Genomic DNA, 26,620 nt, shown 5'->3' on the forward strand with positions numbered 1-26,620 from the left:
AACTTTTCTGCCTCTAGCCGCCAACGTGGACAGAGCGGTAATTTCCGTCTTCGGGGTAGAACCCGAGAAACTTGAGGCGGGTCTTGCCCGTGCGAACCCCCGGATAGAGGAAGATGGTCGGCACGTGAAACTTGCCCTGAAGTTGGCTCTCAATCGCACCAATTCGTAGAAATGGATGCAGGGCCTCAAGGTCTGTGACTAAGAGCAACGCGCTCGCGTTGCCCTCGAGGGGCTTGAGAGCATCTTCGAGCCTACGCAGTAGGCCACCACCGTTTGCAACAATGTCAGCCAGTGCCAAGTTGGTACGAGCCCAATCTGTTGGTGAGGCTTTGTCTTGTTGGACACACAACGACCAGAAGGGGTCCTCTTGCAATAGCGCCCATAGGTTTTCGGCGACCGAGAAAACGTGCACGTCCCATCCTTCTTGGTGCAGCTTTGCCTCCCAAGCTGGCGTTTGCCGCTTGACCTCCAAAATCTGTTCCGGAGAAAAGATGAGGTAGTAGATGGGCTCGAAGCTCGCATGCCCGAGCTCGCGGCCATGCCGTATCCTCTCACGAAGTTCGTCAAAGTCAGCCCTTAATGAGGACATCGCAAAGCTCCTCCATGTCGCGTTGTTTCCAGCTGATCCGCACGACATCTCCCGCGGACTGAATGATGACGAGGCCTTTCAGGGAAAGACGCTTCATCTCTTCAAGCACATCGTCTCGCTCTAAACCAAAGAGCTTCCAATCGTCGTGGTTCAGAACGGCATTGTCGCCAATGCCACGGAAATGCAGCTCGTAGGCCAGATATGCGCTCGTTATTGGTGAAATCCGAAACGGAAGAATGCGACGACTCGACCGTAGTCCACGTTCAAGCAACCCATAGTCGGCACAACATCCAGTTAGGTATGCAGACACTCGGCGGATCGTCGATTCAGACCACCGTTTTGATGTCTTCCCATCGTCAATTCCTCGCTCCACGAACGCCCGCGCGTCTTCGCTGGAGATCTCTTGGTAGCCGCCCGCGTAACGTGCCCAGTAGACGTCGCGAATAAAGTCGCCAAGAATGGGATTTGCTCGGCTTGTAAACACGAGCATAAGCTGAATGAGCTCCGATGCCGGGAGATCGGCGGACAGTTTCTTCAAATGGAGCGCCGGTTCGGCGTCGGCCGTCAGATAGCGCGGCGCAAAGCATTCTGAGACGATGTTTCGTAACCGTCGCGCAGTAATTTCCGGAAATCTTCCAGATTTCAGAGCAATATCGTGCAACTGACTCGCCGACATGCCAGGCGACCACAACTCGAGAAGAGCTCTCGTCTCGTTCACAAGACCAAGCCCCGCCTGCAACTGAGTTGTGTAAGGCGCCCGTTCCATCATGCGACCAAGTAAGGAAGAGCTTGCGTGTCGGAGGACAGCGCCATCCGGTAGATTGCACCAACCTTGTCCAAAAGATCGGATGCGCGGAGTTCGTCGATTCTTCCAACCAGCACAGGTCCGACAGCCTCATCGACCGTTCCATTGCTAACCTTTGAAAGAGCGTTGAGAGCGGCAGCCTGATCAACGATCAAGTCGGGATCAAAGAGCTCGAGTAGTCGTGCCTGCACCATTTCGTGCAGGTCTTGTTCGATCTCTTCTGGAAGCCGGAAGATATGGAATGAGCCCACGTTTAAGTTTTCGTCATGAAACCGACGTGCTGCCTCCACTGCGCCATGGTACTGTGCCAGGGGAGCCGTTCGCGAAAACACCGGTTCTAGAAACCGAATGCTCGACGCCTCGTAAAACGATGTCGGCCACCAATTGCACTGCGATTTCTCGCCGAGGAACCCGACAAGATATCGAATACCTACTATTCGCCGCATCAAATCGGACTGTTCACTAAGAACCATCTAGCCCTCTCTTCCTATAGAACTGCCCTCTGGCAGGCCTGTAATTGGGGACACCAGGACAATTTGCTGTTCGTGAGGAGGGCGGGCTGCGGCGTCGTTGTCGAGCCCCAGTCTCTTGAGTGCATAATAGAGAAGCGCCCGGCGCACTTGAATCTCTGCTTTGCCATCTCGCATTCCATAGTCGAGCGCGACTACATTTTTCTGGCTTTCGGACAGCTCTGGGTGGGGACCGATTTCAAGCGTTACTTGCTCTTGCCAGTCCGCATCGGCTGCATCCGTGACCTCGCTGGCTTCAACGCCGCGCGTCGAGATGATGCGAGAGAGCAAGAAGTCCTTGAACACCTCGTCGGTCTTGCAGAACGCCCGTGTGTGCCATCGAAAGCCATCGAATCCGATGGCGTGTGGCGCGATCCACCGCCAAGTCGGCTCAGGCCGTGAGAGGGATTGATACTTCGCCTCGATGGCCTCTGAACGGCGGATGGCGCCGACAACGGATCGCAGAATGACAGGGTTTACACCGCGGGTGGGCGTTGGCGCGGCATCATATGACGGCAGTTCAGCGATCCAGGTATCGTCGCTGTCCATTATGCCATCAGCCAAAGAGCGTAGCTGCGCTAGATAGCGGCTGGCATTAGGTTTGAGGAAGTGTGGGGCATAGTCTGGTCCCCGGACATATGTCCGCGCACTCTTGTCGTAAACCATGTTGTCCGGCACGACCCCGATATAGCGGTTCAGGTCGGCGGACGCTTGGTTCACTGAAAGCCCGAACTGTTCCATCAAGTCGCTGCGGTTCACATGCCCCTCCCAAAACAAGCGGAACTCGATGAACTCGAGGCGCTGCGCGACTCCCCAACGAAGCTCCGACTTGTCGTTATCCACTTCGCACTCCCGACTCGGCGCGTATGATTAATATACGCGCCCATTTTTTGTGCTGTCTGCACGCTAGCGGGGAGTCATGTCGTGTTCAATCGAAATGCTTCGTGTGATTGTCTTTTTCGCGCTGACGCAGCCCCGGGAGGGGCGAGGCGGGTTGCTCAGCCTTCGGCCGGTAGCTCGTCCGGAAAGCTTTGAACCTCGCGTTCAAATGCCTCGACGTCGGACACTCTGTACACGACCCGGCCGCCAATTTTCAGGTATCGTGGACCTTCCTGGGCCCAACGCCAGCGTTCAAGTGTTCGGTGGCTGATCTTCCAACGGGCCGCTAGTTCGATCTGACTCAGACATACTTCGCTCATTTTCGTCTCCTTTTGCGCAACTCACTTTGGTCGCAGCAGAACGAAGGCGTGAGAAGAAAACCTATTCAAGTCGGTATGTTGAGTGTCCCGAGGCTATGTCCGAAACAGGCGGGGCTAGAGTAAAACGGCGCATGCCATCGAAGCTAAGTCGGACCCTTCGCGGTAGTGAGATGCCTATCGGCAAGGGGTCGGACACTTTTCTCAAAATTTCAGGGATTTTCGTGGCGTCTAGACTCGATCCGAAACGCCAAAACAGCCGAATTGCGGAGCGAGTCATTCCCTCCGCCACAACACCAGCTCTTGTCTTGGACGCTTAGGTGTTTCACATCTCAGACATTGTTTTGGAGCCCCCCAGCAAAAAAGGCTCGGTAAGCGATTCACATAACCCATGTTGAGCGAATTCATCCAATTTAGATGGCCCAGAATTACTGTTTCTTGCAGGCAAGGGAATTTCAGGATGCGAGGCAGTCAAACTGTTGGGTAGGGCCTATTCCTGTGTCGGTTGGGTAACTACAGGTGAAAACTCGGCGCTCGGCTTGTTCGCTGATGCGTCTGTTGAGATATCAATACATCTACAACGCCAAGTGAACGTTATTCCTTGGCTGGTTCGTTTTGCGATAGGTGCGCCGCAAAATTGCGCCCGGAGGTTAGATGTTACTGTCTGTCGTCATTCCATGCATGAACGAAGAGGAGTCGATCCCCTTACTGGTGGAGCGCCTGATCGCTGCGACTGAACAGTGGAACGCCGAATCCGAGATTATTCTGGTGGATGATGGGTCTAATGACGAAACATGGCGCGCAATCTGTGCCCAAAGCGAGTTTCATCCGCGTATTCGCGGTTTGAAGCTATCGGGTAACCGCGGTCACCAGATTGCTCTGACAGCGGGGCTGAATGCAGCCCAAGGGCAGCGGATTTTCATGTTGGATGCCGATCTGCAAGACCCGCCGGAGCTTTTGTCGGACATGATGGCGATGATGGATCAGGGTTATGATGTGGTTTATGGGCGTCGGAGTGAGCGAAAAGGCGAAAGTTGGATTAAGAAAGTAACAGCTCATGGTTTCTACCGCATATTGAACCGGCTTTCGGACGTACCCATTCCAAATGACACGGGCGATTTCCGGCTTGTTAGCCGTCGGGCGCTGGATGCGGTTCTGAGTATGCCGGAACGCGCGCGGTTCGTTCGGGGCATGTTCGCTTGGGTTGGTTTTCGTCAAATCGGGATCGAATACATCCGCGACCCACGGATCGCGGGCGAGACCAAATACCCGATGTCCAAGATGATCCGCTTTGCGCTTGATGCACTGGCGAGTTTTTCGATCAAACCGCTGCAGATCGCCACACGAATGGCCTTTCTGACACTGATTATCGCCGCGCTGATGGCGGTCTACGTCTTTTGGTCCTTGATCCTTTACAACGCGGTTGCGGGTTGGGCGTCGACGGTTCTGGTGATCAGTTTCTTCTCGGGTATCCAGCTATTGACGCTTGGAATCATGGGGGAATATCTCGGACGTCTGTATATCGAGGCCAAAAACCGACCACTCTATTTTGTAGATCAAGAGACCTCAGAGATTTCGGACACCATAGTAGAAGAGAAGACCGCGCAGAAATGAGCGAACGGCGCCGCATAATCCGGTTTGCCATCGTGGGCTTAGGCGTGGCTGGTTACTACATGCTGGCCTATCTGGGCCTGTTGCGCGTGTTTCATTCGCCTTGGATCGCCAATGCATTGGCTTTTGGGTCCGCAATCCTGATCCAATATATTGGGCAAACAGTCTGGACCTTCGGGCAGGCGCTGGTGGTTCCTGCACAGTTTGGGCGGTTTCTTTGCATGGTCGGAATTGGGCTGCTGGTTTCAGCTGCGATTACCGGACTGGCCGGTCCTCGTTTTGGCCTGAGCGAAGCTGCCTCGGCCGCTGTCGTTGTAGTTGTTCTGCCTGTGATCAACTTCGCGTTCCTACGGCTATGGGTCTATAAACCGCAGAATTCAACCTAGAGATTGGCAATGTCGCATATCTATTCAAACGAGTTCTTTGACTATATTGACCAGGGCGCCAGGCGGTCCGCAAACAGGCTAATTGCTTGCCTTCTAGGAAAAATCTCTGCGGACAGTGTCGTGGACTTTGGCTGCGGGCGGGGTGTGTGGCTGTCGGAGTGGCAGGCCGCGGGTTGCAAGGATATTGCCGGTGTCGATGGCGACTATGTGGATCGTGACAAGCTTGCGATACCGGCTGAGGCGTTTATCAGTGCAGATCTGTCCAAACCGGTCGAGCTTGGACGCCAGTTTGATTTGGCTCAGTCGCTTGAGGTCGGTGAACACTTGCCGCACGACGCGTCGGCCAGCCTGGTTCAGAGCCTGACCACACATAGCGATCTGGTCCTGTTCTCAGCCGCCGTTCCGGGGCAGGGCGGCGAGTTTCATATAAATGAACAGCGCCTGTCCTTTTGGCAGGGTTTGTTCGCTGAACGGGGATACACTGCCTATGATTGTTTGCGGCCTGAAATGTTCGGGGATCAATCGATCGAACCCTGGTATCGGTATAATTCTGTCCTCTATGCGAACCAATCAGGGGCAGTCCGGCTGTCTCAGGACGTGCTGGATACCAAAGTCGCGCCCGGCGCGTTGAAAGAGGTCGGCAGTTTAGGCTGGACCCTACGCAAGCTGGTTGTGCGTGCCTTGCCCCGGTCGGCTGTCACCGCTATCGCTCAGGTCCGGGCCTCTGTTATTGCAAGGTCATATGGCGACAAATCATGACGGAAAAAACATCTCGGCAGGAGTTTCTTTTTCTGTCCCTGCTTTGCATCGCTGCGTTGTTCTTGATCAATTGGCCACAGCTTTTCGACCCTTTCGTACGTCATGATGATTTCCCGGCGCTGCTGGGCTGGACCGAGATTGCCTACCACAAGGCCTTGGATGAAGGTCGTTGGTTGAACTACTGGTGGCAGTTTCGGCCATTTCTATGGCCCTCACAAATAAGCATGTATCTCTATAACATAGCCTGGGGCTTGTTCTCGGCTGCGGCAGCAGCCGCGATCATGGAGCGTTCGGACCCGATCTGGTACAAAGGTTATCTTGCGCTATTCATTGCGTTTTCGGTTCCAGCATTCCTGATTTCATACTGGTTCAACACGTTGCTGCCGGGGATCTGGGTTATCACCTTGTACAGCCTGGCAGTTCTGTTTCTGCCGCATCGTGTGTCGCTGGCCCTTTTGGTTGTGGCAGTGCCCTTATCCTTCATGGCCTACACGACCTATCCGTTCCTGTTGCTGACACTGATCCTGCTGTCAAACAAGGCGCCAAAAACCTATACCAGCGTCGCTGTTACGCTGATCATTTTCTTTGTCAGCCTGGTTCTGGCGTTGCTGAGTGTTTACACCCTGAACTACTTTTATCATGGGATATTTGGTATACCGGTTGCTGAATGGCGTGGGCCGAACGAAGTAAATTCGGTCGATGACCTGCTGCTGAACCTTACCAAGGTCAAAGTATTCCTTCGATCCATCATCTATACAATGGGCGGAGGGACAATCGGTTATGGCTTGATGCTCTTGGCCCTATTTGCAGGTGCCTGGGGGTTCCTGTTTACCCGAAGACGGATGTTTGCCGTCGCGATCCTGATGGCTGCACTTGCTGGTCTGGCACCGCTTATCCTCAAGGCGATTATGTCGGGGGTGCAGGTCCCTGTTCGGGCATTGAACTGGCTTTGGATCTTGTTTGGAGTCGTGCTCACCACGTGTGGGGTTCAGTTTCTGCAGTCTTCAAAAAGATGGTTAAGTGTTTCGCGTATCTTGTTGATGTGCGTGTTGATGATCAATTTGATGCTCATTGGCAAAACATCGTTTATGTTCATCCCGCCTTGGCAAAAAGCAACGCGCGCATTGGCGCAAAGCCTGCCTGAACAGGTCGAAACCGTATATATCTATGGGCATTTTCTTGGCGTGAATGGCGCGGCAGACGCCAGAGTTCAATTCGAACGGGGGCTGCGGTTGCGGTTAAACTATCTGACCGGGGCCGAGATCATCATGTGCTGGAAGCAGCCCGATAGATGCGATGGGATTACACCTCCGTTCGATCCAGGCGACTGGGTCTCGACGCCTGTTGTCGCATCATCTGGTGACCAGGCCTTTATCCTTTTGCCGCGTCCCAATCTGGGGCCCTGATCAAAAGGTGAGTTGTAACAGGTTTGAGAAAATTCTATGAATGCGCCCACTTGGGCTGTCCGGCATTCAAGGACACAGACCCCAACCCCTGTTGGAACACCCGGACATGATTGACCTGAGCGACCACAATCCCCTGCGAAAAAGTCGCAACTACCTGATTTATCAGCACCCCGAGGTCGAAGGGGCGCTGCTGAAAGTGCGGGTGGACGAACCTGTGCGTAGCCATTTTCTGCCGCGTTATGCCGAATGGCGCTATGGCAATCTGCGCCAATGGAACCGCGAAGCAAACGAATATCTGGCGGCGCTCAACCGTGGATGCCCTGAGATCGAAAGGTTGGCGCAATTCATGGGATATGCGCCAACATCAGCGGGCCCGGCGATAGTGGTGGAAAAACTGACCGGCCCGGACGGAGATCTTGCGCCAACCCTGCATTCGGAACGCGTCGCGCTGGCCAAAGATCACGCCGGACGTGAACGTCTTCATGCTGAATTGATGGAACTGTTTGACGATCTCGAAAGCGGCCGGATCATTGTGGGTGACATGGGGTTCGAAAACATCGTTCGTGCGCAGGAAAGAGGCGGCAAGCTGACCGTGATTGACGGCGTTGGCGAGAGGGTTCTTTTTCCGCTGTCACTGGTCAGCGAAACAGCGTTTCGCAAGTCAATCGACCGCCGGCGACAGAGGATGTCGAGTGGCTTTGGTTTAATGAAGACCTGACCACTAAACTGCTACGCGCAGGGGAAAGGCGCGTTCGACTTCTTTTGCTATCTCCGCAATCAGGGCTTTTGTCACGGCGTTGCGGTTGTTCATCTGAACCCGTGCGACATAGGCAAGCTCTGGAGGGTTTGGAAAGACATCGTTGATGACTTCCATGTCTGGTGTAATGTGCATCCCGTTCAATAGCGCTATGCCCAGCCCTGATCGAACAGCCGACTGGATTCCTGCTGCACTTGGACATTCCAGGATATTGTCAAAGCGGTGGTCCTGCTGCTGACTGTCTTCCATTCCCCATCTCCGGTAGAAACACTGTGTGTCAAAGGACAGAAACGGAACCGGTTCTGACAGATTCAGACGATAGTCGGGTGATTTGACCCAATGAAGGGAATCCTGAAACAGGATCAGATCTTCGGGCTGCACGTCGTTGCGAAATATCTGAATCACCGCCAAGTCTAATTCACCGGCCTTCAACCAATCCTGAACATTCAGGCTTTGACCAGTGCGGGTTCGTACGCGAACATCGGGGTACAGCCGCGTGAAACGTCCAAGAATTTGGGCGATCCCGCTGGTTGTCGCATCCTCGGTCATGCCAAGCCGCAAGTGGCCGGTGAGCGGCCTGTTACCAAGTGAGGCCACCGCTTCGTCATGCAGAGTGGTAATTCGACGGGCGTATTCACAAAGACGCAGCCCGTCTTCGGTGAACAGGGGGGCACCTTTGCGGCGAGCCAGCAGTTTGCAATTCAGTGCGCGCTCTAAACGGCCGATCTTATGGCTGACTGCCGATTGCGAAAGCGCAAGGTGTCGGGCCGCACTGGTCACACCACCATAGGTCGCGATTGCTAGCAGCGCGCGCAAAGCGTCTATTTCCAAACGTTCGTTCATGAATGCCCATGACAGATTTTGATCATTGAATGATAATCATTCATTTGCGGCAAAGGCAAATGTCAGATTAGGTATCGCGAACACAATGTTCGCGGAGCTTCGAAATGAACAATCTGTACCCGGAGGATATCACAGACTTCGAACATCAGTCGGCATGCAAATCTGGTCCGCTGACGCTGTCTTCTTCTTTCGGCAAAGGAAAGTGTAACTGATGACGGAAGACAGAACAGCTAACCGCCGCCTGACAACACTGTTTGAGATCACCGGATCGGTTCTGGCTATGGCTTATGCCTTGCTGATTGCTTCGAATATTGGCGCTGAGATTCTTGGATTCTCCCTACTGTTGGTGTCATCGGCGCTGTTTGCCGCATGGGCATTGATTGATCGGCGCTGGACGTTTTTGCTGTTGCAGGCGTTCTATGCGACCTCTGCCATTATTGGACTGATCCGTTGGGCATAAACTTGGTGTAGGGTTGCCGCCAGGAACTTGTTAGGACGGATCTATGACGGATCAGGACAGAATCGATATCGGCTTTCTGCTGTTTGATGGCTTTCCGATGGCTTGTTTGACATCGGTGATCGAACCCCTGCGGGCGGCCAATGAAATCGCAGGTCATCAAGCGTTTAGATGGTCGCTGGTTTCTGAACGTGGTCAAAAGGTTCAGTCAAGCGCAGGGGTTGGGTTCGAAGCAGATCGCGCGTTGGCGGACTGCAGGAATATCGACATTCTATTCCTGCTCAGCAGCCCGTCTTCGGTCTTTGACAACGCTGTTAGCGGCAATGCCTTGCTGCGTGGTCTTGGGAGGCACGGAACAGTTCTGGGCGGGATCAGCGGTGGCGTATTCCCTCTTGTGCGATCCGGTGCAATGGCAGGTCAGCCGGTCTCGGTCCACTGGTGCTATGAGGCGGCATTTGAGGCCGAGTTTCCCGATATGGACGCCCGGAGCGAAGTGATCGTGCGCACCGTGACGCGCTATACCGCCGCCGGTGCAGCGGCAGGGTTCGACCTGGCACTGCATTTGGTTCACGATCGCTTGGGCGGTGACATTGCGCATGAGGTTGCGTGCTGGTTTCAACATCCGATGATGCGCGGTGCGGCAGTGCGTCAGCAGGTGCCCAATGCGACAGCGCCGAAAACGGGAGACCGCCTTCCACCGCTTGTTTCACGCAGCGTTGAAATGTTTGCCGCCAATATTGGTCAAGCGATCTCGATTGCCGAAGTTGCGAAACAAATGGGCGTCACACCTCGTCAGATCGAACGGGCATTCAAACAGGCAACCGGACACAGCCCCAGCCATTACTACCGTGCCATGCGGATGAAGGCGGCGCGGCAGATGGTGGTTTATACCAAAGACCCCATTTCCCAGATCGCGGCCGCTGTCGGCTATGGATCTGTCGCGCCCTTGGTGACGCATTACCGGTCGGCTTTTGGCCTGAGCCCCAGCGAGGACAGGCGCCGCATCAACCGTTTCCGGGTTGAGGATAACGCCCCTTTGCCCTCGGTCTAGGCGCTGACTAAAGCGCCGATCGCATCGCCGTCAGGATCGCATGGTGCAGAGATTTGGCGGATGAGCGCGGACCGTACAGGCTGTAGTGATCCGAACTACGACACAGCACGAAACAGCCAATATGGTGGATCGAGCTGCGCGCCGCCGTCCCCTTAGTCAATATGCGCAGATCCAACTGGCACAAAAGCTCCAGCACTGCTTGAATGTTCGCACCAGCCAAGTCGAAACGCACCCAGGCATCGGTCTGTTCAGTGACAGAGGCCGCAGACCCAATGGCAGATTTTACTTGCGTAGCAAGGTCCTCGTGCGTGTCATGCGGTGCTTCAACCATCCATTGCTCTGGCCCCGCCCAAAAGGCGGTGATTGCGGTTCCTTCAAACCTCTGGACCTTTGGTGCCTCAGCGCCAATTAGTTTCTTCAATGCGGCTTTGGCCGCTGTTTCCTGACCGAGCCGCGCCGCGACTGATGCCAACGCCACGCCCGGTATCTCGGAACAGGTGACAGGCCCAACCGTGTCTACCCGAGGGTCAGCCGCGCCGAGGGCGGTTATCGCAACCAGATTATCCACGCAGACGTTCTCCTTCCGGGTCAACGAAATGGGCCGAGACAATTTCCACCTCGACCGTCAGGTCCGTCAGCGGAGAGACAAGGCGCATTTTTTCGCCCAGCCTGTCGCCGCCGTTTTTCAACAGTCCCAGCCCGATGCTACTGTTCAGAATGGGCGAGTAGACGGCTGAGGTGACATAGCCCTGATCATGGGCCGCATCGACCGGGCCATCGTTCTTCATCAGGTGGCCACCGGCGGTTACCTTGTTTTCAGGCTCCAACGGTTTGATCCCCACCAGCATCAGTGCATCCGGTTGGTTCAGTGCCTCGCGTTCCGACAGGGTTGATCCGATGCTGTCCTTCTTTTTGGACACCATGCGGCCCATTCCCAGGTTCAGGGCGGTTGTGGTGCCGTTCAACTCGCTGCCTGCAGCATGGCCTTTTTCGACCCGCATGACGCCCAGTGCTTCGGTGCCATATGGGACAACGTCGAACTCTTCGCCCTCGGCCATCAGCCTGCGCATCAATGCGTCGCCATAGCGAGAGGGAACCGCGATTTCGAATGCCAGCTCGCCTGAAAAGGAAATCCGGAACAGCCGCGCCCGAAGGCCGCCGCACACGGTGATGGTTCCACAGGCCATAAAGGGAAAGGCCTCATTCGAGATGTCGAATTCCGGGTCGATGATTTTTCGCAGCAGCTTACGGGAATTGGGCCCGGCAACTGCATATTGCGCCCATCCTTCTGTGGTGGATATCAGCTGCACATCCATGTCCGGGCACAGGCACTGGCGCACGAATTCCATGTGGCGATAGACCAATACGGCATTTGCGGTCGTTGTGGTTACGACGAAATGATCCTCGGCCAGTCGCGCGGCGGTGCCGTCATCCATGGCTATGCCATCTTCGCGCAGCATCAGGCCATACCGGGTTTTGCCGACCGCAAGCTTGGCGAAACCGTTGGCATAGACCCGGTTCAGGAACGCTGCCGCATCGGTGCCCTGCACGTCGATTTTGCCCAATGTCGTGCAGTCGCACACCCCGACCGAGGCACGCGTCTGACGCACTTCACGGTCCACGCTCTCGCGCCAATGGGTCTCGCCGGGCAGGGGGAACCACTGCGCACGAAGCCAGTTGCCAACCTCGACAAACACCGCGCCGCGTTCTTCGGCCCAGTGGTGTGAGGGCGTCAGGCGGGTGGGGTGAAACTCTTTACCCTTCATCCGGCCTGCGAAAGTGGCAATCGGGACAGGGGTATAGGGCGGGCGGAAGATGGTGGTACCGGTCTCGGGGATCGACTTACCGGCCAGCTCGGCCATGATCGCCAGCCCGCCGATATTCGAGGTCTTGCCCTGGTCCGTGGCCATGCCCAGCGTGGTATAGCGTTTCAGATGCTCGACCGAACGGAAGCCCTCCTGATAGCTGAGACGGACATCCTTGACCGTCACATCGTTCTGCTGGTCCAGCCATGCGCGTTTGCAGCCCTGAACGTACCAGAATGGGGTCTGCGCGATGGGTGCGTCCTCGGCCTCGGGCAGATCGGGTTTGGCGTTGGTCAGGTCCAAAGCGGCGATTGCGGCCTCGGCGCCAGAGCGCAACGCACCGTGGGTAGACATATCGCCGTTTGCCGCGCCGGCAACGGACATGCCTACCGGCAGGTCCGCGCCGGGAACAAAGGCGGCCAGCGTCTCATCCCATGCGGGGCGGCCGCGCTGGTGGCAGGTCATGTGGACGTTGGGGTTCCAACCGCCCGAGACGCCCAAGGCACCGCATTCCAATGTCCGGGTTGAGCCATCGGGCAGGGCGACTTCGACAAAGCTCAGCCCCAGGCGGCCTTTGGTATTTGTGACCTGCGCGCCTTGCAGAACTTCGTAATCGTGGCTGATAGGTGCGTCCTTGCGTACATCGATCACTGCGGTGATTTTAACACCTTTGGCGTGCAGATCAGCTGCGGTGCGGTGACCGTCATCATTGTTGGTAAAGACGGCGACGCGCTGCGATGCCGCTGCTCCAAACCGGTTGGCATAGGTCCGCAGGGCGCTGGCTGTCATGATGCCGGGGCGATCATTGTTCTCGAATGCGATTGGCCGCTCGGTCGCGCCTGCGCACAGCAGCGCCTTTTGGGTATAGATACGCCAGAGGATTTGCCGGGGTTTGCCTGCGGGCAGGCTGGGCAGATGATCGCCCGTACGCTCGACCGCGCCATAAATTCCGTGGTCAAACGCGCCGATCACCGTGGTGCGCGGCATCAGGCGCACATTGGGAAGCGTGGACAGCTCGGCCACAGCCTGCGCCGCCCAGTCAGACGCCGCAGCATCGTCTATGGTGAGTGTTTCGCTGTTCAGGCGACCGCCCAGGGCGAAATCCTCATCCGCCAGAATGACATCCGAGCCCGCACGACCCGCGGTCAAAGCCGCCATAAGACCGGCTGGTCCGGCACCAATGATCAGCAGATCGCAATGGCGAAAGCCCTTGTCGTATTCGTCCGGGTCCTCTTGCATCGAAAGCGATCCAAGCCCGGCTGCGCGACGGATTGTAGGCTCGTACAGCTTTTCCCAGAAGGCTGCAGGCCACATGAAAGTCTTGTAGTAGAAACCCGCAGACAGGAAGTTGGAAAACATGTCATTCACGGCCAGCGCGTCGAATTTCAGGCTGGGCCAGCGGTTCTGTGATCGCGCCTCAAGCCCCTCGAACATCTCGATGGTTGTTGCGCGGGTATTGGGCTCTTTGCGGGCGCCCGAGCGCAGTTCGACCAAGCCGTTCGGCTCTTCGGATCCTGCGGTCAGAAGCCCGCGCGGGCGGTGGTATTTGAAAGACCGCCCGATCAGACGCACATCATTGGCCAACAGGGCCGAGGCCATGGTGTCGCCGGGATGCGCGGTATAGCTGCGCCCGTCAAAGCGGAAGTTCAGCGTGGTGTTGCGGTCAATCTGTCCGCCGTTCAGCCGGTTCACCTGCGTCATTTGGAGCGCCCCCGTTCGCGGGCCACATCGCGGGCCAGTTCCGCCTTTGAAATCTCGTGGGTCAGCGTGTTGCGCGTGACGACCAGCCAGGATCGGTCACCTGTTTCGTGGTACCAAAGTTCACGGTGCTCGCCTGCCGGGTTGTCACGCAGATAGGCATAGTCGTGAAAGGCTTCGGCGGCATTTTCCGCCTGCCAATCGGGGCGGTCAATCAGCGCGGCGTCGCCCAGATAGGTGAATTCTGATGCATCGCGAGGCCCAAGAAGGGGGTGGTTGATTATCATGTCTGGTGTCCCCTTTAATGCAGGTTGGGCTGATTGCCCGCGCCTTTTTCGTCGATCATCCGGCCGGTGCGGAACCGGTCCAACCGATAGGCCGTTGCGACAGGGTGCGGTTCGTCCTTCGCAAGCAGATGTGCAAAGCAATAGCCCGAAGCCGGAGTTGCCTTGAACCCGCCATAGCACCAGCCCCCGTTGAAATAGAGGCCCTCGACGGGCGTTTGGTCAATGATCGGTGAGCCATCCATCGACATATCCATCACGCCGCCCCACATCCGCAGCAACCGGGCGCGTCCGATCATCGGCATCAATGCCATGCCACCTTCGCAAACATCCTCGACCACGGGCAAGTTGCCGCGTTGGGCATAGGTGTTATAGCCGTCAAGATCGCCACCGAACACCAGCCCGCCCTTGTCGGACTGACTGACATAAAAATGCCCCGCGCCATAGGTGATGACACTGGGTAGGACGGGTTTTAACCCTTCAGATACAAAGGCTTGTAGAACGTGGCTTTCGATAGGCAGGCGCAGTCCGGCCATCCCCATAACGCGCCCCGAACTGCCCGCAACGGCGCATCCGACTTTGGAGGCGCCGATAAAGCCCTTAGTCGTTTCGACCCCAAGACATTTACCGTCTTCTATCCGCAGCCCAGTAACTTCACAGTTCTGAATAATATCGACGCCATGAAGGTCGGCTGACCGGGCATAGCCCCAGGCCACTGCATCATGGCGCACGGTACCGCCGCGCCGTTGAACAAGGCCGCCCTTGATCGGAAAGCGAGCGTCGTCGAAATTCAGATAAGGGTGTTCGCGCCGCACCTGATCTGCGTCCAGCAATTCGGCATCGGCCCCGTTCAGGATCATCGCATTGCCACGTCGCGTATAGGCGTCACGCTGACCGTCTGTATGGAACAGATTGACGATACCGCGCTGACTGACCATTGCGTTATAGTTTAGGTCCTGCTCGAGCGCTTCCCACAGCTTCAGCGAGAACTCATAGAACGGCTCATTCCCATCCAGCAGGTAGTTCGAGCGAATGATCGTGGTGTTTCGGCCCACATTTCCGCCACCGATCCAGCCTTTCTCGATTACGGCAACATTTCGTTGGCCGTAGATTTTGGAAAGGTAATGCGCGGTTGCCAGACCATGCCCGCCGCCGCCGATTACGATGATGTCGTAATGGGCCTTAGGTTCAGGTTCACGCCAGACCGGCTTCCATCCTTTGTGGCCGGTTAGCGCCTCTTTGATAACTCGAAAGCCGGAATATCTCATGAATCGGACCTTTTCTTCCAAACTTCATTATTTTCGGGCGCGGCGATATCCCCATATGCGACATGGGTGTGTCTGAATCAGACCCTCAGGCACAAGAAATAAGGCCGGAAAACCAATCGGTGAAATCCGATACCTCGGCTGAGTTGCGAAGGACGGATAAAAAATAGCCCTCACTGGCGGGTGCGGAATCTTTGCTGGCAAGGCGGACTTTGCCTGATTTCAGGGCTTGCTCTGCGATGATAGAATTCACCAGCGCAACACCGCTGCCTGAAACAGCAAGTTGCAGGGCGAGGCCATAGGAATCCACAAAATATGATGGCTTGCGCAGTTTCTGGCCGGTGATTTCACCCCATGACGCCCAACTGTCCGATGTGCCAACGGATTCGATCAGAGGCAGATCAAGCCAATTGCCGCTTAGATTCGGCGACACCACCGGGACAAGGCGATTGGGATTCAACGGTTTCGCATTTTTCCCGACTTGTTTTTCTGAACCAAAGCGTACCTCAATATCGGCGCGCGATGCTGCGTATTCGTCAGGCCAGATCGTGCTGACAAACCGGATCGAGGTCTCGGGGTGGCGGGCCTGAAACTCTGGCAAGGCCGGTGAGATGACCCATTCGATAATGCTGATTGAGGCCGCAACCGTGATATGGCGCGCCTTTTCTACTGTCAAATAGGGCGAGGCGGCGGATTGCAGCATGTCCAGGGCTGTCTCAACCTGGGGCAACAGTTTCCGCCCCTCATCGGTCAAGGACAGGCCGCGCGCATGGCGGTGGAACAGGACAACGCCCAGCCGGGTTTCCAGCGCTCTGATCTGTTGGCTGACGGCGGATTGCGTCAGCCCGATCTCATCCGCCGCCGCGGTTGAACTAAGCCGCCGCGCGGCCGCTTCGAACGACCGGAACCACGTCAGAGGAGGGAGTGTTTTTGCCATCGGTAACTGACCTATTAGTATTATTAATACCAAAGGCTCAAGTTCTTTCGTTTGTCAAAAGATGTTTCTGGCGGTGATATTTCCTCAAGCAGTTTTGGGGAGGCGCTTGTGCAGCCAAATATCAGAAAATTGGTAACTTTCGACGAAGAGGTTCTGGTCGAAGGATTTCGTGCCGCCGACCGCCCGTGGCGCATGTTTGCCGTTGCTGCGGTTGTGTCGAACCCTTGGGCTGGCCGGTATATCGAAGATCTGAGACCGGAAATTCTGGCCTATGGGCCTGTGTTGGGTCAGTTGCTGACAGACCGGATGATCGCACTTGCAGGCAATGGCGAGGTGATCGAAGCCTATGGCAAGGCGGCGGTTGTTGGCTTGGATGGTGAGGTCGAACATGCCTCGGGCCTGATCCACACGCTGCATTTCGGCAATTACTATCGTCAAGCGGTTGGGGCCAAGTCCTATCTGTCCTTCACCAATACCCGCGGTCCGGCGAACACTCCGATCATGGTGCCCATGATGGACAAGAATGATGCCGGGCGTAGATCGCATTATCTGACGCTGCAGTTTGCAATCCCCGACGCACCGCGCGCGGATGAAATTGTGGTCGTGCTGGGTGGCGCAACCTCGGGCCGTCCCCATCATCGGATCGGCGACCGTTATCAGGACCTCAAGGATTTGGGCCATGACGTGGACAACCCGGCCTCGGTCTGAACTCAGCACCCTGGCGGTGATTGATCAGGGCCAAGGGCCGCTGGTTATTCTGCTGCACGGGGTTGGTCTGCGAGCCGAGGCGTGGGGTGCGCAGATCGACGCTCTGGTCGCGGCGGGGTATCGTGTCTTGTGCCCGGATATGTCAGGACATGGTCAGTCGAGCTTTGATCATCCGACTGGCTTGGAGGCATACGTGCACCGCACGGCGTCCGTGCTAACAGAGCCCGCTGTCTTGATCGGCCATTCAATGGGCGCCCTGATTGCGCTCCGACTGGCGGCGGATGTGCCAGATAGCGTTCTTGGCGTTGCGGCATTGAATGCGATCCATCGGCGTCCGGCTGCCGCGCGCAAGGCCGTCGTCGCACGTGCCTCGGCCTTGGACGTATCGGGGCCAAATGATCCCACTGTCACGTTGCAACGTTGGTTTGGCGAAGCCTCGTCCGCCGAGCGACTGGCCTGCATGCGCTGGCTGACTGAGGTTGATCCGGCGGCCTACAAATCCGCGTATACCGCTTTTGCCGAAACGGACGGTCCTTCCGATGATGAACTGGCCCGTATCGCTTGTCCCGCCTTGTTCATGACCGGCGCGGATGAGCCGAATTCGACGCCTGAAATGTCTCGGGACATGGCGCGTTTGGTTCCCTCGGGACAAGCGGCAATCATCGCAGGTGCCGCACATATGTTGCCGATGACTCATCCCGCCGAAGTAAACGCACAGCTGTTGGAATTTGTGGGGGGGTGCCAGCCATGACAAGTATGGACCCCCGAGCTTTGCGTGACGCATTTGGCAGCTTTATGACCGGGGTGACAGTGGTGACGGCACGGGATCCGCAGGGCGCGCCAGTTGGGTTCACCGCAAACTCGTTTTCGTCCGTATCGCTTGACCCGCCATTGCTGCTGGTGTGTCCGGGGAAGTTTCTGTCCAGCCACGATATTTTCGCCAACTGCACCCGGTTTGCGGTGAATGTGCTTGCAGATGGACAGCAAGAGATATCGAATACTTTCGCTGGGTATAAAGGGGACCGGTTTGCAAAGGTCGCGCACAGCAATGGTCTCTATGATCTGCCCCTGATCGACGGTGCGCTGGCGCAGTTTTGCTGCGAGACCCATCAGGTCCTTCCCGCCGGTGATCATACCTTATTGATCGGTGAAGTGGCAGAGTTCTCGCACTCGGTCGGGCAGGGTCTTGGATATGTCGGAGGGTCGTATTTCAGCCTGGGGCTCGAACGCGAAATCGACGCCATGGTACCGACGATATGCGGCGCAATCATCCGCAAAGATGACAGTGTTTTGCTGGAGCAGAGCAACGGTGCCTATCGTCCCATTCAAATCGCCGGGGTCGAGCGGGGTGGGCAGCGAAACCGATTGACCCAGGGCTTGTCAGAACGTGGACTGAAGGTAGAGGTCGAACAGGTCTATTCCTCATTCGACGATGCGGAAACAAAGCAGCATTACACCTATTTTCTGGCCAGCTGTTCCCGACCAACGCCGCTTGAGGGCGCCGAATGGATCAGAACGGATGACCTTCCGAACCTGAAATACGTGTCCGGCGGTGTCCGCCACATGATGACCCGCTATGCGATGGAAGCCAAAGAGGGGGATTTTGCTCTCTACCTTGGTGACGCCTCGCAGGGCGACATTCACAGCATACGATAAAGGAGCAGGTCAATGGAATTTTCCCTGTTTGCCCATATGGAACGTTTGTCCCCAGATCAGCCGCATGACGTTCTGTATGACGAATTCGTCAGCCTTGTGAAAATGGCGGACGAGGGCGGGATGCGCGCCGTCTGGACGGGTGAGCATCACGGGATGGAGTTCACCATCGCGCCCAACCCCTTTATCTCGCTAGTCGATCTGGCTCATCACACCCGGAATGTACGGCTGGGGACGGGTACGGTAGTCGCCCCGTTCTGGCATCCGATCAAATTGGCCGGAGAGGCCGCCGCGGCAGATCAGATTACCAAAGGCCGGATCGAGCTGGGGATCGCACGCGGCGCATATTCTTATGAGTATGAGCGCCTGATGCCGGGGATGGATGCTTGGGAAGCGGGCCAACGGATGCGGGAAACAACCCCTTTGCTTCCGCGAATCTGGCAGGGCGATTGTGCGCATGAGGGTGAGTTTTATTCCTTTCCGGCAACCACATCTGCGCCGAAACCGTTTCAGAAAAACGGTCCGCCGATCTGGATCGCAGCGCGGGACCCCAATAGTCATGAATTCGGTGTCCACAACGGGTTTAACATCCAGGTCACCCCCCTGTGGCAGGGCATGGAAGAGATTGAAACGCTGATGGACCGCTTCAATGCAGCCTGCGACAGCCATACCGGACCGCGCCCCAAAATCATGCTGTTGCATCACACATATGTCGGCAAAGACGCAGACGATGTTGCACAAGGCGTTCAGGAATTGCGCCGGTATTACAACTATTTCGGTGCCTGGTTCATGAATAAACGCCCGGTCGAGCAAGGGTTGATCCAACGGATCACCCAGGACGAGATGGATGCCAATCAGATGTACACAAATGATAAGCTGACGCGCGACCTGACGGTTGGTACAGCGCAGCAGGTTATCGACCGGATCAAACGTTATGAAGATTTGGGCTATGATGAGTTTTCGTTCTGGGTCGACAGCGGGATGACGAACGAGCGAAAACGTGCCTCTTTGGCGCGGTTCATCGACGATGTCATGCCAGCCTTTCAGTGAGGAACACTATGGGAAATCTACCGCATTTTCAGCTTTTCATTGATGGCGCCTGGTCTGAGGGGGCGACGTCTCAGGTTATGACATCTGCAAATCCCGCAACTGGGCAGGGGTGGGCTACGTTTTCCTGTGCGGCACCTGAGGATGTCGACAGGGCAGTCGCCGCCGCCAAACGTGCGCTTGATGATCCGCAATGGCGCGACATGACGGCCACAGCGCGCGGCAAGCTTCTTTATCGCCTGGCCGACCTGGTTGCCGAAAACGCTGCACGGCTTGGAGAATTTGAGACAACAGACAGCGGCAAACTGCTGGCAGAAACCTCGGCGCAAACTGGGTATGTCGCGGATTATTACCGCTATTTCGCAGGGCTTGCGGATAAGGTTGAAGGGACGGTTCTGCCCATCGACAAGCCGGATATGCATGTGTTTACCACGCGCGAACCCATTGGTGTTGTCGCGGCTATTGTGCCCTGGAATGCACAAATGTTCCTGACAGCGACCAAGTTGGGCCCGGCGCTTGCGGCTGGGTGTACCGTCGTGCTGAAGGCGTCCGAAATCGCACCCGCCCCGATGCTGGAATTCGCGCGTTTGATTGAACAGGCAGGATTCCCCGCGGGCGTTGTCTCGGTCATCACCGGGGATGCGGAAAACTGTGCAATTCCACTAACCCGCCATCCCGATCTGGATCGCATCGCCTTTACCGGTGGCCCCGAGACAGCGCGCCATGTGGTCAGGAATTCCGCCGAAAACTTCGCCGTCACCTCGCTGGAGCTTGGTGGCAAATCGCCGATACTTGTTTTTGAAGACGCGGATCTGGATGGGGCCGCAAATGGCCTGATCGCTGGAAACTTTGGCGCGTCGGGGCAAAGTTGCGTTGCGGGCACGCGCGGGCTGGTGCAGCGATCCGTTCTGCAAGATCTGATCGGCCGCATCAAAGAAAAGGCGGGTGCAATCGTTCTGGGTGACCCGCTGGAGGCCGGTACCCATGTCGGACCGCTATGTACCATGGCGCAAGTGAACAAGATCGAAGAGACCCTGGCCAAGTCAGCGGAGCAGGGGGCCGTGGTCCATTTCGGAGGGCAACCTGCGGATCGGCCCGGCAATTACATGAACCCAACCCTGGTCGAGTGCATATCGCCCGAGACCGAGACGTTGAAAGTTGAGATGTTTGGCCCGGTCATGTCTCTGCTGCCATTCGATACCGAAGAAGAGGCCATCGCGTTAGCCAACAGCACAGTCTTTGGGCTGGGTTCAGGTGTGTTTACGCAGAACCTGGCGCGGGCGCATCGGGTGTCCAAGCGGATCAAGTCCGGGATTTGTTGGGTTAATACCTATCGCGCGATCTCTCCTATCGCGCCGTTTGGCGGGTTCAATCAATCAGGGTATGGTCGTGAAGCCGGGGTTGAAGCCATCCTCGATTACACCCGGACCAAGACCATCTGGATCAGCACCTCGCAAGAGCCGATGGCGAACCCGTTTGTGATGCGCTAGGTCTGTTGTCAGACAGATATCGGAGCGCGGTCATGAAGTTGAAACATCCGAATTTTAAACCTCCGGCAGACGCAAATGACCGGAAGGAGTTCCCTCCGGTCATTTGCTATCCGCCCGAAACGATGCCGCAACCTGATCTGGTTGCGTTGACCGACCTGAGGCAGCATGCGGTGAAAACCGCCGAAGTCATAGCAGCCCCGCGTGATGCAGCCTGTATTGAAGTGCCCGCGGGGGCCTTTATTCGGGTGGTGTCGGTCGATGGCGCGCAGGTCGGTGATCTGAACATGTGGAACAAGCACGACCTGACCGAACGGTTCTATTCCGGCAAAACCCGCGCGCTGCATGGCACGCATCTGTCGACCGGGGATCGGATGTGGTCAAGTTTTCCAAATATGCGACCCATGGCGACCATCGTCACGGATACTCTGGATTGGTATGGGTTCGATTCATACGGCGGATCCGTGCATGACGTGATCGGGACCCGCTGTGACCCCTATACCGGGCGATTGCTGTCTGGCGATGACTACCATTATTGCTGCCATTCCAACTTGACACGCGCTTTGGCCAGCCATTGTGGCCTGCCGCTGCATGAGGCCGAAATGCACGTCCACGACGTGTTGAACGTCTTCATGTGCACCGGATTTACGCAGGACACAGGCCAATACTTCATGAAGGCAAGCCCGGTGCGTCCGGGTGATTATCTGGAATTCTACGCCGAGATTGACCTGATCGTCGGCCTTTCAGCTTGTCCCGGGGGCGATTGCTCGTCCGAGCATTCCTCGGACGCAGCCGCTTGTTATCCATTGGTTATGGAAGTCTATGACCCCGGTGAAGACATCCGAAACGCGCATATTCAGCCCAAGCGATCTGCTTATGATCGCACCCATGGGGCAGGTTAAGAGGTCAGGCGTTGCCCAAGCCGGTCCAGCATCCGACAGCATAGGTCGAGCTGTTCGATCTCGACGTACTCATCTGCTTTATGGGCCTGTGTGATCGAGCCGGGACCGCAGACAATCGCATGGGTGCCAAGCTGCTGAAACAGGCCAGCTTCAGTGGCGAATGACACAACACCTGTTCCGTTCGCCCCAGTCAGCTCGGCAACCAGTTTGCGGGCGGCGTTTTCTTCCATCGGCTCAAGACCTGCAACCTCGGCCGTGATATCCTGCGTGATGCTGGCTTCACTATGGACGGCCTGCATTTCGGGTAGCAGGCCTTGGGTCACATAGTCAGACAGGGTTTGCTTGACGAAATCCGCATCGCTGGCCTGAACCGGGCGCATTTCCCAGCCGACATCGGCTTTGCTGGCAATGACGTTATGGGCGACGCCGCTATTGAAGAACCCCACGTTTATAGTGGTCCAGGGTGGCTCGAAGGGGCTGTTTGTTGGCGCGCGGGATTTCAATATCTGACGCAGTTCCAGAAGTTTTCCTACATAGCGTGCCGCGTATTCCGCCGCATTAACCCCATCATCCGGGGCCGAGCTGTGTCCTTCGAGCCCGACAAATCGTGTCGTGTATTCATAGCACCCCTTATGCCCTTCGATCAGGCACATTTCGGTGGGCTCTCCGATTATTGCGATATCCGGCACTATTCCTCGTTCGGAAAGATCGTTCACCATGTTCTGCGCGCCCAAACATCCGGTTTCTTCATCATAGGTGAAGGCAAAGTGCAGCGGTTGGGTAAGTTTTCTGGCATCCAGCGTTTCGGCAAGTGCAAGTGCGGCGGCGATGAAGCCCTTCATGTCACAGGTGCCACGTCCGTAAAGTCTGCCATCTTTCTCGGTCATCAAAAACGGGTCGGATGTCCAGTTCTGATCCGCGACGGGAACCACATCCGTGTGGCCGGATAACAAGATGCCGCCGGGAATGTCTGGGCCCATGGAAGCAAATACATTGGCCTTGGTGCCAGTATCATCCCGGGTTTCGATGCAGCGTGCACCCAAGGCCTGCAACCTGTCCCTTAGATAGCTGATGATCTTAAGATTGCTGTCTGCAGATACCGTTTCAAACGCGATCAGATCGGCGAGGATATCTTGGGTTCTTTGCAGGGTCATGGCTTTACAAACAGCTTTCTTGGGCGGTTACAGAAACATTCGGCAGGACCGGTATCGGTGATCAGGATCGACTCGGTGATCTCTAACCCCCAGTCATTCAACCAGAGGCCAGGCATAAAGTGAAACGTCTTGCCAGGTTCCTGGATTGTCTCATCCTCGGGACACAGAGATATCGTGCGCTCACCCCAGTCCGGGAGATAGCTCAGACCTACTGGATAGCCACAGCACGCGCGGCTTTCAATGTGGACGTATCTGACAATCAGGCATCCACACTGTACGTCGTTCCCATTTGTATCCTGATTGCGTCCCCACTAGATCGGGTCTGCGTCATGAAAGACCGAAACGCCCTGATGGACGTAGAACGACCACCCCTCGTTTCCGGTTAGCCACGTCATGTTCGAAGGATCTTCGAAGAACAGCGCGTCCAGCCCGGCCTTGGCCACGGCTTTTCGTGATTGGACAGACGACGGTCATATTCCCCCCGAGTGAATGCCGGATTCACTTGGCTCATCGGATCCTCGTGTCGTGATTAGAGACGTGTTGACAGAACTTTACGAATCCGATCACGTCAATGGACAACTCAGGAAGGAAATACTGTTGAAACTCAGTTCAAACCCACACCGCGGCAAGGAAAAATTGATTCCTGATGCTCCATTTCCTTCGATAAACGCGGCTCGCGTAGCTGATTTGTTAACAGTATGCCCTGCAGCAGCGGAAACCAATCTGGTAGAAGCCAAGGATTTGGCCAATGTCGCCGATCTATGGGTCAAAGATGAGCGTGGGCGTATGAACCTCGGGTCATTCAAGGCTTTGGGGGCTGCCTATGTCATCGCCCGTCACGCTGCTGATCTGGCGCAGACACCGGATGAGTCTACTTTACGCGGGAAAACCTATGTCACCGCTAGCGCGGGTAACCACGGGATGAGTGTAGCAGCAGGTGCACGGATATTTGGGGCTGATGCAGTGGTCTATATCGCCGAAACCGTACCTGAAAGTTTCGCGGAACGCCTTCGTGCGCAAAAAGCCAGGGTCGTTCGTCAAGGTACGGATTATGCCGCCAGTATGGAGGCTGCTGGCAAAGCGGCGCAGGATAACGGTTGGACATTGCTATCTGACAGTTCGTGGGACGGGTATTACGAGCTGCCGCACACCCTGATGGAGGGATATCTGCAGATGGCTGCAGAAGCGGTGCGCCAATGCCCAAATGCGCCCACGCATATCATTTTGCAGGCCGGGGTAGGTGGGCTAGCAGGGTCGGTTGCAGCTTATGCGCGCCATGCCTGGGGTGATGGACCCAAAATCATTGTCGTGGAACCCGAAGCGGCCCCTGCGTTGCAAGCCAGTATCGAAGCAGGTACCTGCGTCTTTGCGGATGGGCCTGACAGCATCATGGGGCGGCTGGACTGTAAAGAACCATCGCTGATCGCGCTGAATGGTCTGGCGCGGGATGCAGACTGTTTTCTGACGCTCTCGGATGACGACGTGGTGCGGTATTTACCGGCCATGGCAGAGGCTGGGTTGGCGACAACTGCTTCGGGCGGGGCGGGCGTCGCAGCAGCGATGAATGCAGATGTCTGCGAGGCCCTGAACATTGGAAGCGATGCCCAAGTTCTGTGCATTTTATCCGAAGTACCGGATTGAAGAAGGCCAAGAAGCATCTGAATCCTGCCCTGGAATAAGCGCAGGAAGCGGCAAGTTAAGAGGGTGCAACTGCCCCCAAAGGCAGAATCCGATTGCGCCTGAAAACGCGGGGTTCGCAAATCCGTACCTCTGCCCTATCAAAATGAGATTAATAGCCCCCCAAAGCGCGGTTTCTAGATTGGATTGCACCAGATAATTTTGGCGTTTTCCAATCGGTCAAGGAATTTCGACATGCGAATCTCTCAGCAACTCAGTATCGATGTCGAGGTCTGGGCTGGGAGATGCGGCGGTTTAAATAGGAATTATAACTCATTTAAATAATTAGATTTATGTTGTTGATTGGGAAGTTAAATAGAGGCGAATGAAGCAAGTTAATTACGCCATTCAAGGCCTTGCGTCGCGGACGAGATATCGAAATATCAGTTGAGCTGAAGTGAATTACAGGATTCTTTGTCGCCTAGCTGTCACATTTATGGTTGCGTGGTTGGTCCCCCATGTCCTTAAATAGGGTGGACTGGTCTTTGAGATCCGGATGAACCGGGCAAGCAAAGACCGCACAGGGGAGCCAAGTTGGTAATGTCAAATGACGCAGCGTTCGTCGAATTTCAGCGTGTTCAAAAATCTTATGACGGCGAGATACTCGTCGTAAAAGACCTTAATCTCTCGATGCCAAAAGGTGAGTTTCTAACTATGCTCGGCCCCTCGGGGTCAGGCAAGACAACTTGCCTAATGATGTTGGCCGGATTTGAAACCGCTACTCATGGCGAAATCATGTTGGACGGACGCCCGATCAACAACATTCCACCACATAAGCGCGGGATTGGCATGGTGTTCCAAAACTATGCATTGTTCCCGCATATGACTGTGGCTGAAAACCTTTCGTTCCCGCTTGAAGTGCGCAACATCGGCAAAAGCGATCGGGAAGAAAAAGTGAAGCGTGCGCTGGATATGGTCCAGATGGGCGCCTTTGGCAGCCGTCGTCCGGCGCAACTGTCCGGCGGTCAGCAGCAGCGGATCGCCTTGGCCCGTGCTTTGGTGTTCGAGCCTGAGCTAGTTTTGATGGACGAACCGCTGGGCGCGCTGGACAAGCAATTGCGCGAACATATGCAGTTCGAGATTACCCGTCTGGCGCATGAGCTGGGGATTACGACAGTTTACGTGACCCACGACCAGACAGAGGCGCTGACGATGTCGGATCGCGTGGCCGTGTTCGACGACGGACGCATCCAGCAGCTTGCGCCGCCGGATCTGCTCTATGAAGAGCCCGAAAATAGCTTTGTTGCCCAGTTCATTGGTGAAAACAACACCTTGGAAGGCGCTGTTAAGTCAATCGACGGCGACTCGTGCGTGGTTGCACTGGATGATGGATCAGAAATTGACGCCAAACCGGTCAATGTCAGCGCTGCTGGTGAACGGACCAAAGTTTCAATCCGCCCCGAACGGGTGGAGTTCAACAAAGATCGCCTGCATGCCGATGCGCATACGCTAAAGGCGACTGTCAAAGAATTCATCTATATGGGTGATGTCTTCCGGTTCCGCCTATCTGTGGCGGGCAATGAAGACTTTATCATCAAGACCCGAAACGCTCCCGATGCGGTTCGGTTGTCGCCCGGCCAGGAAGTTGAAATCGGTTGGTTGGCCCATGATTGCCGGGCACTTGACGCCTGATG

Annotated in this window: 28 protein-coding genes and 1 pseudogene; 15 read left to right on the forward strand and 14 right to left on the reverse strand. The window is 56.1% G+C overall.

Annotated features, from left to right (window positions below):
- Positions 1-13: 13 nt before the first annotated feature.
- The 5 genes from AC2FH8_RS01365 to AC2FH8_RS01385 form a co-directional block, all read right to left on the reverse strand.
- Complete coding sequence (locus AC2FH8_RS01365; protein ID WP_496687802.1) at positions 14-589, reverse strand: BREX protein BrxB domain-containing protein; 576 nt, start codon at positions 587-589, stop codon at positions 14-16.
- Positions 570-1,358: a DUF1819 family protein gene (locus AC2FH8_RS01370; RefSeq protein WP_496687804.1), complete on the reverse strand. Its 789-nt coding sequence runs from the start codon at positions 1,356-1,358 to the stop codon at positions 570-572. Before AC2FH8_RS01370 ends, AC2FH8_RS01365 begins: the two co-directional genes overlap by 20 nt.
- Positions 1,355-1,867: a BrxE family protein gene (locus AC2FH8_RS01375; protein ID WP_496687806.1), complete on the reverse strand. Its 513-nt coding sequence runs from the start codon at positions 1,865-1,867 to the stop codon at positions 1,355-1,357. Before AC2FH8_RS01375 ends, AC2FH8_RS01370 begins: the two co-directional genes overlap by 4 nt.
- On the reverse strand, positions 1,868-2,746 hold the full coding sequence (locus AC2FH8_RS01380; protein WP_496687809.1) for a BrxR family helix-turn-helix transcriptional regulator: 879 nt from the start codon (positions 2,744-2,746) through the stop codon (positions 1,868-1,870).
- A gap of 155 nt (positions 2,747-2,901) precedes the next feature.
- The gene (locus AC2FH8_RS01385; protein ID WP_248408550.1) at positions 2,902-3,102 is read right to left on the reverse strand and encodes a helix-turn-helix transcriptional regulator; all 201 of its coding nucleotides are present in this window, start codon (positions 3,100-3,102) and stop codon (positions 2,902-2,904) included.
- Between the two features lie 651 nt (positions 3,103-3,753).
- On the opposite strand from AC2FH8_RS01385, the gene AC2FH8_RS01390 reads away from it, so the two are divergent.
- From AC2FH8_RS01390 to AC2FH8_RS01410, 5 genes are read left to right on the forward strand one after another with little or no spacing between them, the layout of a single operon-like run.
- Positions 3,754-4,713 carry a glycosyltransferase family 2 protein gene (locus AC2FH8_RS01390; protein WP_271946727.1) on the forward strand — a complete coding sequence of 320 codons (960 nt, stop codon included), beginning with the start codon at positions 3,754-3,756 and terminating at the stop codon, positions 4,711-4,713.
- The gene (locus AC2FH8_RS01395; RefSeq protein WP_271946729.1) at positions 4,710-5,096 is read left to right on the forward strand and encodes a GtrA family protein; all 387 of its coding nucleotides are present in this window, start codon (positions 4,710-4,712) and stop codon (positions 5,094-5,096) included. Before AC2FH8_RS01390 ends, AC2FH8_RS01395 begins: the two co-directional genes overlap by 4 nt.
- Positions 5,097-5,105: 9 nt before the next feature.
- On the forward strand, positions 5,106-5,855 hold the full coding sequence (locus AC2FH8_RS01400; RefSeq protein ID WP_281994717.1) for a methyltransferase domain-containing protein: 750 nt from the start codon (positions 5,106-5,108) through the stop codon (positions 5,853-5,855).
- Entirely contained in the window at positions 5,852-7,261 is a 1,410-nt protein-coding gene (locus AC2FH8_RS01405) for a hypothetical protein (protein WP_281994716.1), read from the forward strand. Before AC2FH8_RS01400 ends, AC2FH8_RS01405 begins: the two co-directional genes overlap by 4 nt.
- A gap of 40 nt (positions 7,262-7,301) precedes the next feature.
- Entirely contained in the window at positions 7,302-7,979 is a 678-nt protein-coding gene (locus AC2FH8_RS01410; RefSeq protein WP_281994715.1) for a YrbL family protein, read from the forward strand.
- Between the two features lie 3 nt (positions 7,980-7,982).
- On the opposite strand, the gene AC2FH8_RS01415 is transcribed toward AC2FH8_RS01410, so the two are convergent.
- Complete coding sequence (locus AC2FH8_RS01415) at positions 7,983-8,861, reverse strand: LysR family transcriptional regulator (protein ID WP_496687814.1); 879 nt, start codon at positions 8,859-8,861, stop codon at positions 7,983-7,985.
- Positions 8,862-9,072: 211 nt separating this feature from the next.
- Between AC2FH8_RS01415 and AC2FH8_RS01420 the strand changes: the two genes are divergently transcribed.
- Together AC2FH8_RS01420 and AC2FH8_RS01425 are read left to right on the forward strand one after the other, a co-directional pair.
- Positions 9,073-9,321, forward strand: a complete 249-nt coding sequence (locus AC2FH8_RS01420) for a hypothetical protein (RefSeq protein WP_142634203.1) — start codon at positions 9,073-9,075, stop codon at positions 9,319-9,321.
- A 43-nt stretch (positions 9,322-9,364) separates the two neighbouring features.
- Positions 9,365-10,369: a GlxA family transcriptional regulator gene (locus AC2FH8_RS01425; RefSeq protein WP_271946744.1), complete on the forward strand. Its 1,005-nt coding sequence runs from the start codon at positions 9,365-9,367 to the stop codon at positions 10,367-10,369.
- A 7-nt stretch (positions 10,370-10,376) separates the two neighbouring features.
- On the opposite strand, the gene AC2FH8_RS01430 is transcribed toward AC2FH8_RS01425, so the two are convergent.
- From AC2FH8_RS01430 to AC2FH8_RS01450, 5 genes are all read right to left on the reverse strand, one after another.
- Positions 10,377-10,937, reverse strand: coding sequence for a sarcosine oxidase subunit gamma (locus tag AC2FH8_RS01430; protein WP_281972201.1), 561 nt, complete (start codon positions 10,935-10,937; stop codon positions 10,377-10,379).
- The gene (locus AC2FH8_RS01435) at positions 10,930-13,875 is read right to left on the reverse strand and encodes a sarcosine oxidase subunit alpha family protein (RefSeq protein ID WP_281994714.1); all 2,946 of its coding nucleotides are present in this window, start codon (positions 13,873-13,875) and stop codon (positions 10,930-10,932) included. The genes AC2FH8_RS01430 and AC2FH8_RS01435 overlap by 8 nt, the downstream gene beginning before the upstream one ends.
- Positions 13,872-14,159 carry a sarcosine oxidase subunit delta gene (locus AC2FH8_RS01440; RefSeq protein WP_496687817.1) on the reverse strand — a complete coding sequence of 96 codons (288 nt, stop codon included), beginning with the start codon at positions 14,157-14,159 and terminating at the stop codon, positions 13,872-13,874. Before AC2FH8_RS01440 ends, AC2FH8_RS01435 begins: the two co-directional genes overlap by 4 nt.
- 14 nt (positions 14,160-14,173) lie before the next feature.
- A complete protein-coding gene (locus tag AC2FH8_RS01445) occupies positions 14,174-15,424 on the reverse strand; it encodes a sarcosine oxidase subunit beta family protein (protein WP_271946755.1) in 1,251 nt (416 codons plus the stop codon).
- A gap of 85 nt (positions 15,425-15,509) precedes the next feature.
- The gene (locus AC2FH8_RS01450) at positions 15,510-16,358 is read right to left on the reverse strand and encodes a LysR family transcriptional regulator (RefSeq protein ID WP_496687819.1); all 849 of its coding nucleotides are present in this window, start codon (positions 16,356-16,358) and stop codon (positions 15,510-15,512) included.
- A 108-nt stretch (positions 16,359-16,466) separates the two neighbouring features.
- On the opposite strand from AC2FH8_RS01450, the gene AC2FH8_RS01455 reads away from it, so the two are divergent.
- Genes AC2FH8_RS01455 through AC2FH8_RS01480 form a run of 6 tightly spaced genes read left to right on the forward strand, consistent with a single transcriptional unit; the run spans position 16,467 to position 22,155 of the window.
- Positions 16,467-17,066, forward strand: coding sequence for an amino acid synthesis family protein (locus tag AC2FH8_RS01455; protein ID WP_496687821.1), 600 nt, complete (start codon positions 16,467-16,469; stop codon positions 17,064-17,066).
- Positions 17,038-17,817 carry an alpha/beta fold hydrolase gene (locus AC2FH8_RS01460; RefSeq protein WP_496687824.1) on the forward strand — a complete coding sequence of 260 codons (780 nt, stop codon included), beginning with the start codon at positions 17,038-17,040 and terminating at the stop codon, positions 17,815-17,817. The genes AC2FH8_RS01455 and AC2FH8_RS01460 overlap by 29 nt, the downstream gene beginning before the upstream one ends.
- Positions 17,814-18,722 (forward strand): flavin reductase family protein, encoded by a 909-nt coding sequence (locus AC2FH8_RS01465; RefSeq protein WP_496687826.1) that lies wholly within the window; start codon positions 17,814-17,816, stop codon positions 18,720-18,722. Before AC2FH8_RS01460 ends, AC2FH8_RS01465 begins: the two co-directional genes overlap by 4 nt.
- A 12-nt stretch (positions 18,723-18,734) precedes the next feature.
- Complete coding sequence (locus AC2FH8_RS01470; RefSeq protein WP_271946767.1) at positions 18,735-19,769, forward strand: LLM class flavin-dependent oxidoreductase; 1,035 nt, start codon at positions 18,735-18,737, stop codon at positions 19,767-19,769.
- A gap of 8 nt (positions 19,770-19,777) precedes the next feature.
- Complete coding sequence (locus AC2FH8_RS01475; RefSeq protein ID WP_281972196.1) at positions 19,778-21,256, forward strand: aldehyde dehydrogenase; 1,479 nt, start codon at positions 19,778-19,780, stop codon at positions 21,254-21,256.
- Between the two features lie 32 nt (positions 21,257-21,288).
- Positions 21,289-22,155, forward strand: a complete 867-nt coding sequence (locus tag AC2FH8_RS01480) for an urea carboxylase-associated family protein (RefSeq protein ID WP_281972195.1) — start codon at positions 21,289-21,291, stop codon at positions 22,153-22,155.
- Here AC2FH8_RS01480 and argE read toward each other — a convergent pair.
- The 3 genes and pseudogenes from argE to AC2FH8_RS01495 form a co-directional block, all read right to left on the reverse strand.
- Complete coding sequence (gene argE / locus AC2FH8_RS01485; RefSeq protein ID WP_282027439.1) at positions 22,152-23,309, reverse strand: acetylornithine deacetylase; 1,158 nt, start codon at positions 23,307-23,309, stop codon at positions 22,152-22,154. The two genes, AC2FH8_RS01480 and argE, sit on opposite strands and share 4 nt — an antisense overlap.
- A pseudogene (locus AC2FH8_RS01490) lies at positions 23,306-23,551 on the reverse strand (ectoine hydrolase DoeA); the annotation flags it as partial. The pseudogene AC2FH8_RS01490 and the gene argE, both read right to left, overlap by 4 nt.
- 69 nt (positions 23,552-23,620) lie before the next feature.
- Entirely contained in the window at positions 23,621-23,752 is a 132-nt protein-coding gene (locus tag AC2FH8_RS01495) for a hypothetical protein (RefSeq protein ID WP_425595910.1), read from the reverse strand.
- A 154-nt stretch (positions 23,753-23,906) separates the two neighbouring features.
- Between AC2FH8_RS01495 and AC2FH8_RS01500 the strand changes: the two genes are divergently transcribed.
- Positions 23,907-24,950, forward strand: a complete 1,044-nt coding sequence (locus AC2FH8_RS01500) for a pyridoxal-phosphate dependent enzyme (protein WP_281994707.1) — start codon at positions 23,907-23,909, stop codon at positions 24,948-24,950.
- Positions 24,951-25,526: 576 nt separating this feature from the next.
- Positions 25,527-26,618: an ABC transporter ATP-binding protein gene (locus AC2FH8_RS01505; RefSeq protein WP_142634174.1), complete on the forward strand. Its 1,092-nt coding sequence runs from the start codon at positions 25,527-25,529 to the stop codon at positions 26,616-26,618.
- The last annotated feature ends 2 nt before the right edge of the window (positions 26,619-26,620 follow it).

It is taken from the genome of Ruegeria sp. CDSC025 (assembly GCF_059610805.1).

Excerpts from the sequence above, each read along its gene's own strand:
- AC2FH8_RS01425 (WP_271946744.1), top strand. The coding sequence starts at position 9,365 with ATGACGGATCAGGACAGAATCGATATCGGCTTTCTGCTGTTTGATGGC.
- AC2FH8_RS01460 (WP_496687824.1), top strand. The coding sequence starts at position 17,038 with ATGACGTGGACAACCCGGCCTCGGTCTGAACTCAGCACCCTGGCGGTG.
- AC2FH8_RS01405 (WP_281994716.1), top strand. The coding sequence starts at position 5,852 with ATGACGGAAAAAACATCTCGGCAGGAGTTTCTTTTTCTGTCCCTGCTT.
- AC2FH8_RS01375 (WP_496687806.1), bottom strand. The coding sequence starts at position 1,867 with ATGGTTCTTAGTGAACAGTCCGATTTGATGCGGCGAATAGTAGGTATT.
- AC2FH8_RS01465 (WP_496687826.1), top strand. The coding sequence starts at position 17,814 with ATGACAAGTATGGACCCCCGAGCTTTGCGTGACGCATTTGGCAGCTTT.
- AC2FH8_RS01440 (WP_496687817.1), bottom strand. The coding sequence starts at position 14,159 with ATGATAATCAACCACCCCCTTCTTGGGCCTCGCGATGCATCAGAATTC.
- AC2FH8_RS01385 (WP_248408550.1), bottom strand. The coding sequence starts at position 3,102 with ATGAGCGAAGTATGTCTGAGTCAGATCGAACTAGCGGCCCGTTGGAAG.
- AC2FH8_RS01435 (WP_281994714.1), bottom strand. The coding sequence starts at position 13,875 with ATGACGCAGGTGAACCGGCTGAACGGCGGACAGATTGACCGCAACACC.
- AC2FH8_RS01470 (WP_271946767.1), top strand. The coding sequence starts at position 18,735 with ATGGAATTTTCCCTGTTTGCCCATATGGAACGTTTGTCCCCAGATCAG.
- AC2FH8_RS01400 (WP_281994717.1), top strand. The coding sequence starts at position 5,106 with ATGTCGCATATCTATTCAAACGAGTTCTTTGACTATATTGACCAGGGC.
- AC2FH8_RS01420 (WP_142634203.1), top strand. The coding sequence starts at position 9,073 with ATGACGGAAGACAGAACAGCTAACCGCCGCCTGACAACACTGTTTGAG.
- AC2FH8_RS01410 (WP_281994715.1), top strand. The coding sequence starts at position 7,302 with ATGCGCCCACTTGGGCTGTCCGGCATTCAAGGACACAGACCCCAACCC.
- AC2FH8_RS01365 (WP_496687802.1), bottom strand. The coding sequence starts at position 589 with ATGTCCTCATTAAGGGCTGACTTTGACGAACTTCGTGAGAGGATACGG.
- AC2FH8_RS01395 (WP_271946729.1), top strand. The coding sequence starts at position 4,710 with ATGAGCGAACGGCGCCGCATAATCCGGTTTGCCATCGTGGGCTTAGGC.
- AC2FH8_RS01475 (WP_281972196.1), top strand. The coding sequence starts at position 19,778 with ATGGGAAATCTACCGCATTTTCAGCTTTTCATTGATGGCGCCTGGTCT.
- AC2FH8_RS01370 (WP_496687804.1), bottom strand. The coding sequence starts at position 1,358 with ATGATGGAACGGGCGCCTTACACAACTCAGTTGCAGGCGGGGCTTGGT.
- AC2FH8_RS01480 (WP_281972195.1), top strand. The coding sequence starts at position 21,289 with ATGAAGTTGAAACATCCGAATTTTAAACCTCCGGCAGACGCAAATGAC.
- argE (WP_282027439.1), bottom strand. The coding sequence starts at position 23,309 with ATGACCCTGCAAAGAACCCAAGATATCCTCGCCGATCTGATCGCGTTT.
- AC2FH8_RS01415 (WP_496687814.1), bottom strand. The coding sequence starts at position 8,861 with ATGAACGAACGTTTGGAAATAGACGCTTTGCGCGCGCTGCTAGCAATC.
- AC2FH8_RS01390 (WP_271946727.1), top strand. The coding sequence starts at position 3,754 with ATGTTACTGTCTGTCGTCATTCCATGCATGAACGAAGAGGAGTCGATC.
- AC2FH8_RS01445 (WP_271946755.1), bottom strand. The coding sequence starts at position 15,424 with ATGAGATATTCCGGCTTTCGAGTTATCAAAGAGGCGCTAACCGGCCAC.
- AC2FH8_RS01505 (WP_142634174.1), top strand. The coding sequence starts at position 25,527 with ATGTCAAATGACGCAGCGTTCGTCGAATTTCAGCGTGTTCAAAAATCT.
- AC2FH8_RS01450 (WP_496687819.1), bottom strand. The coding sequence starts at position 16,358 with ATGGCAAAAACACTCCCTCCTCTGACGTGGTTCCGGTCGTTCGAAGCG.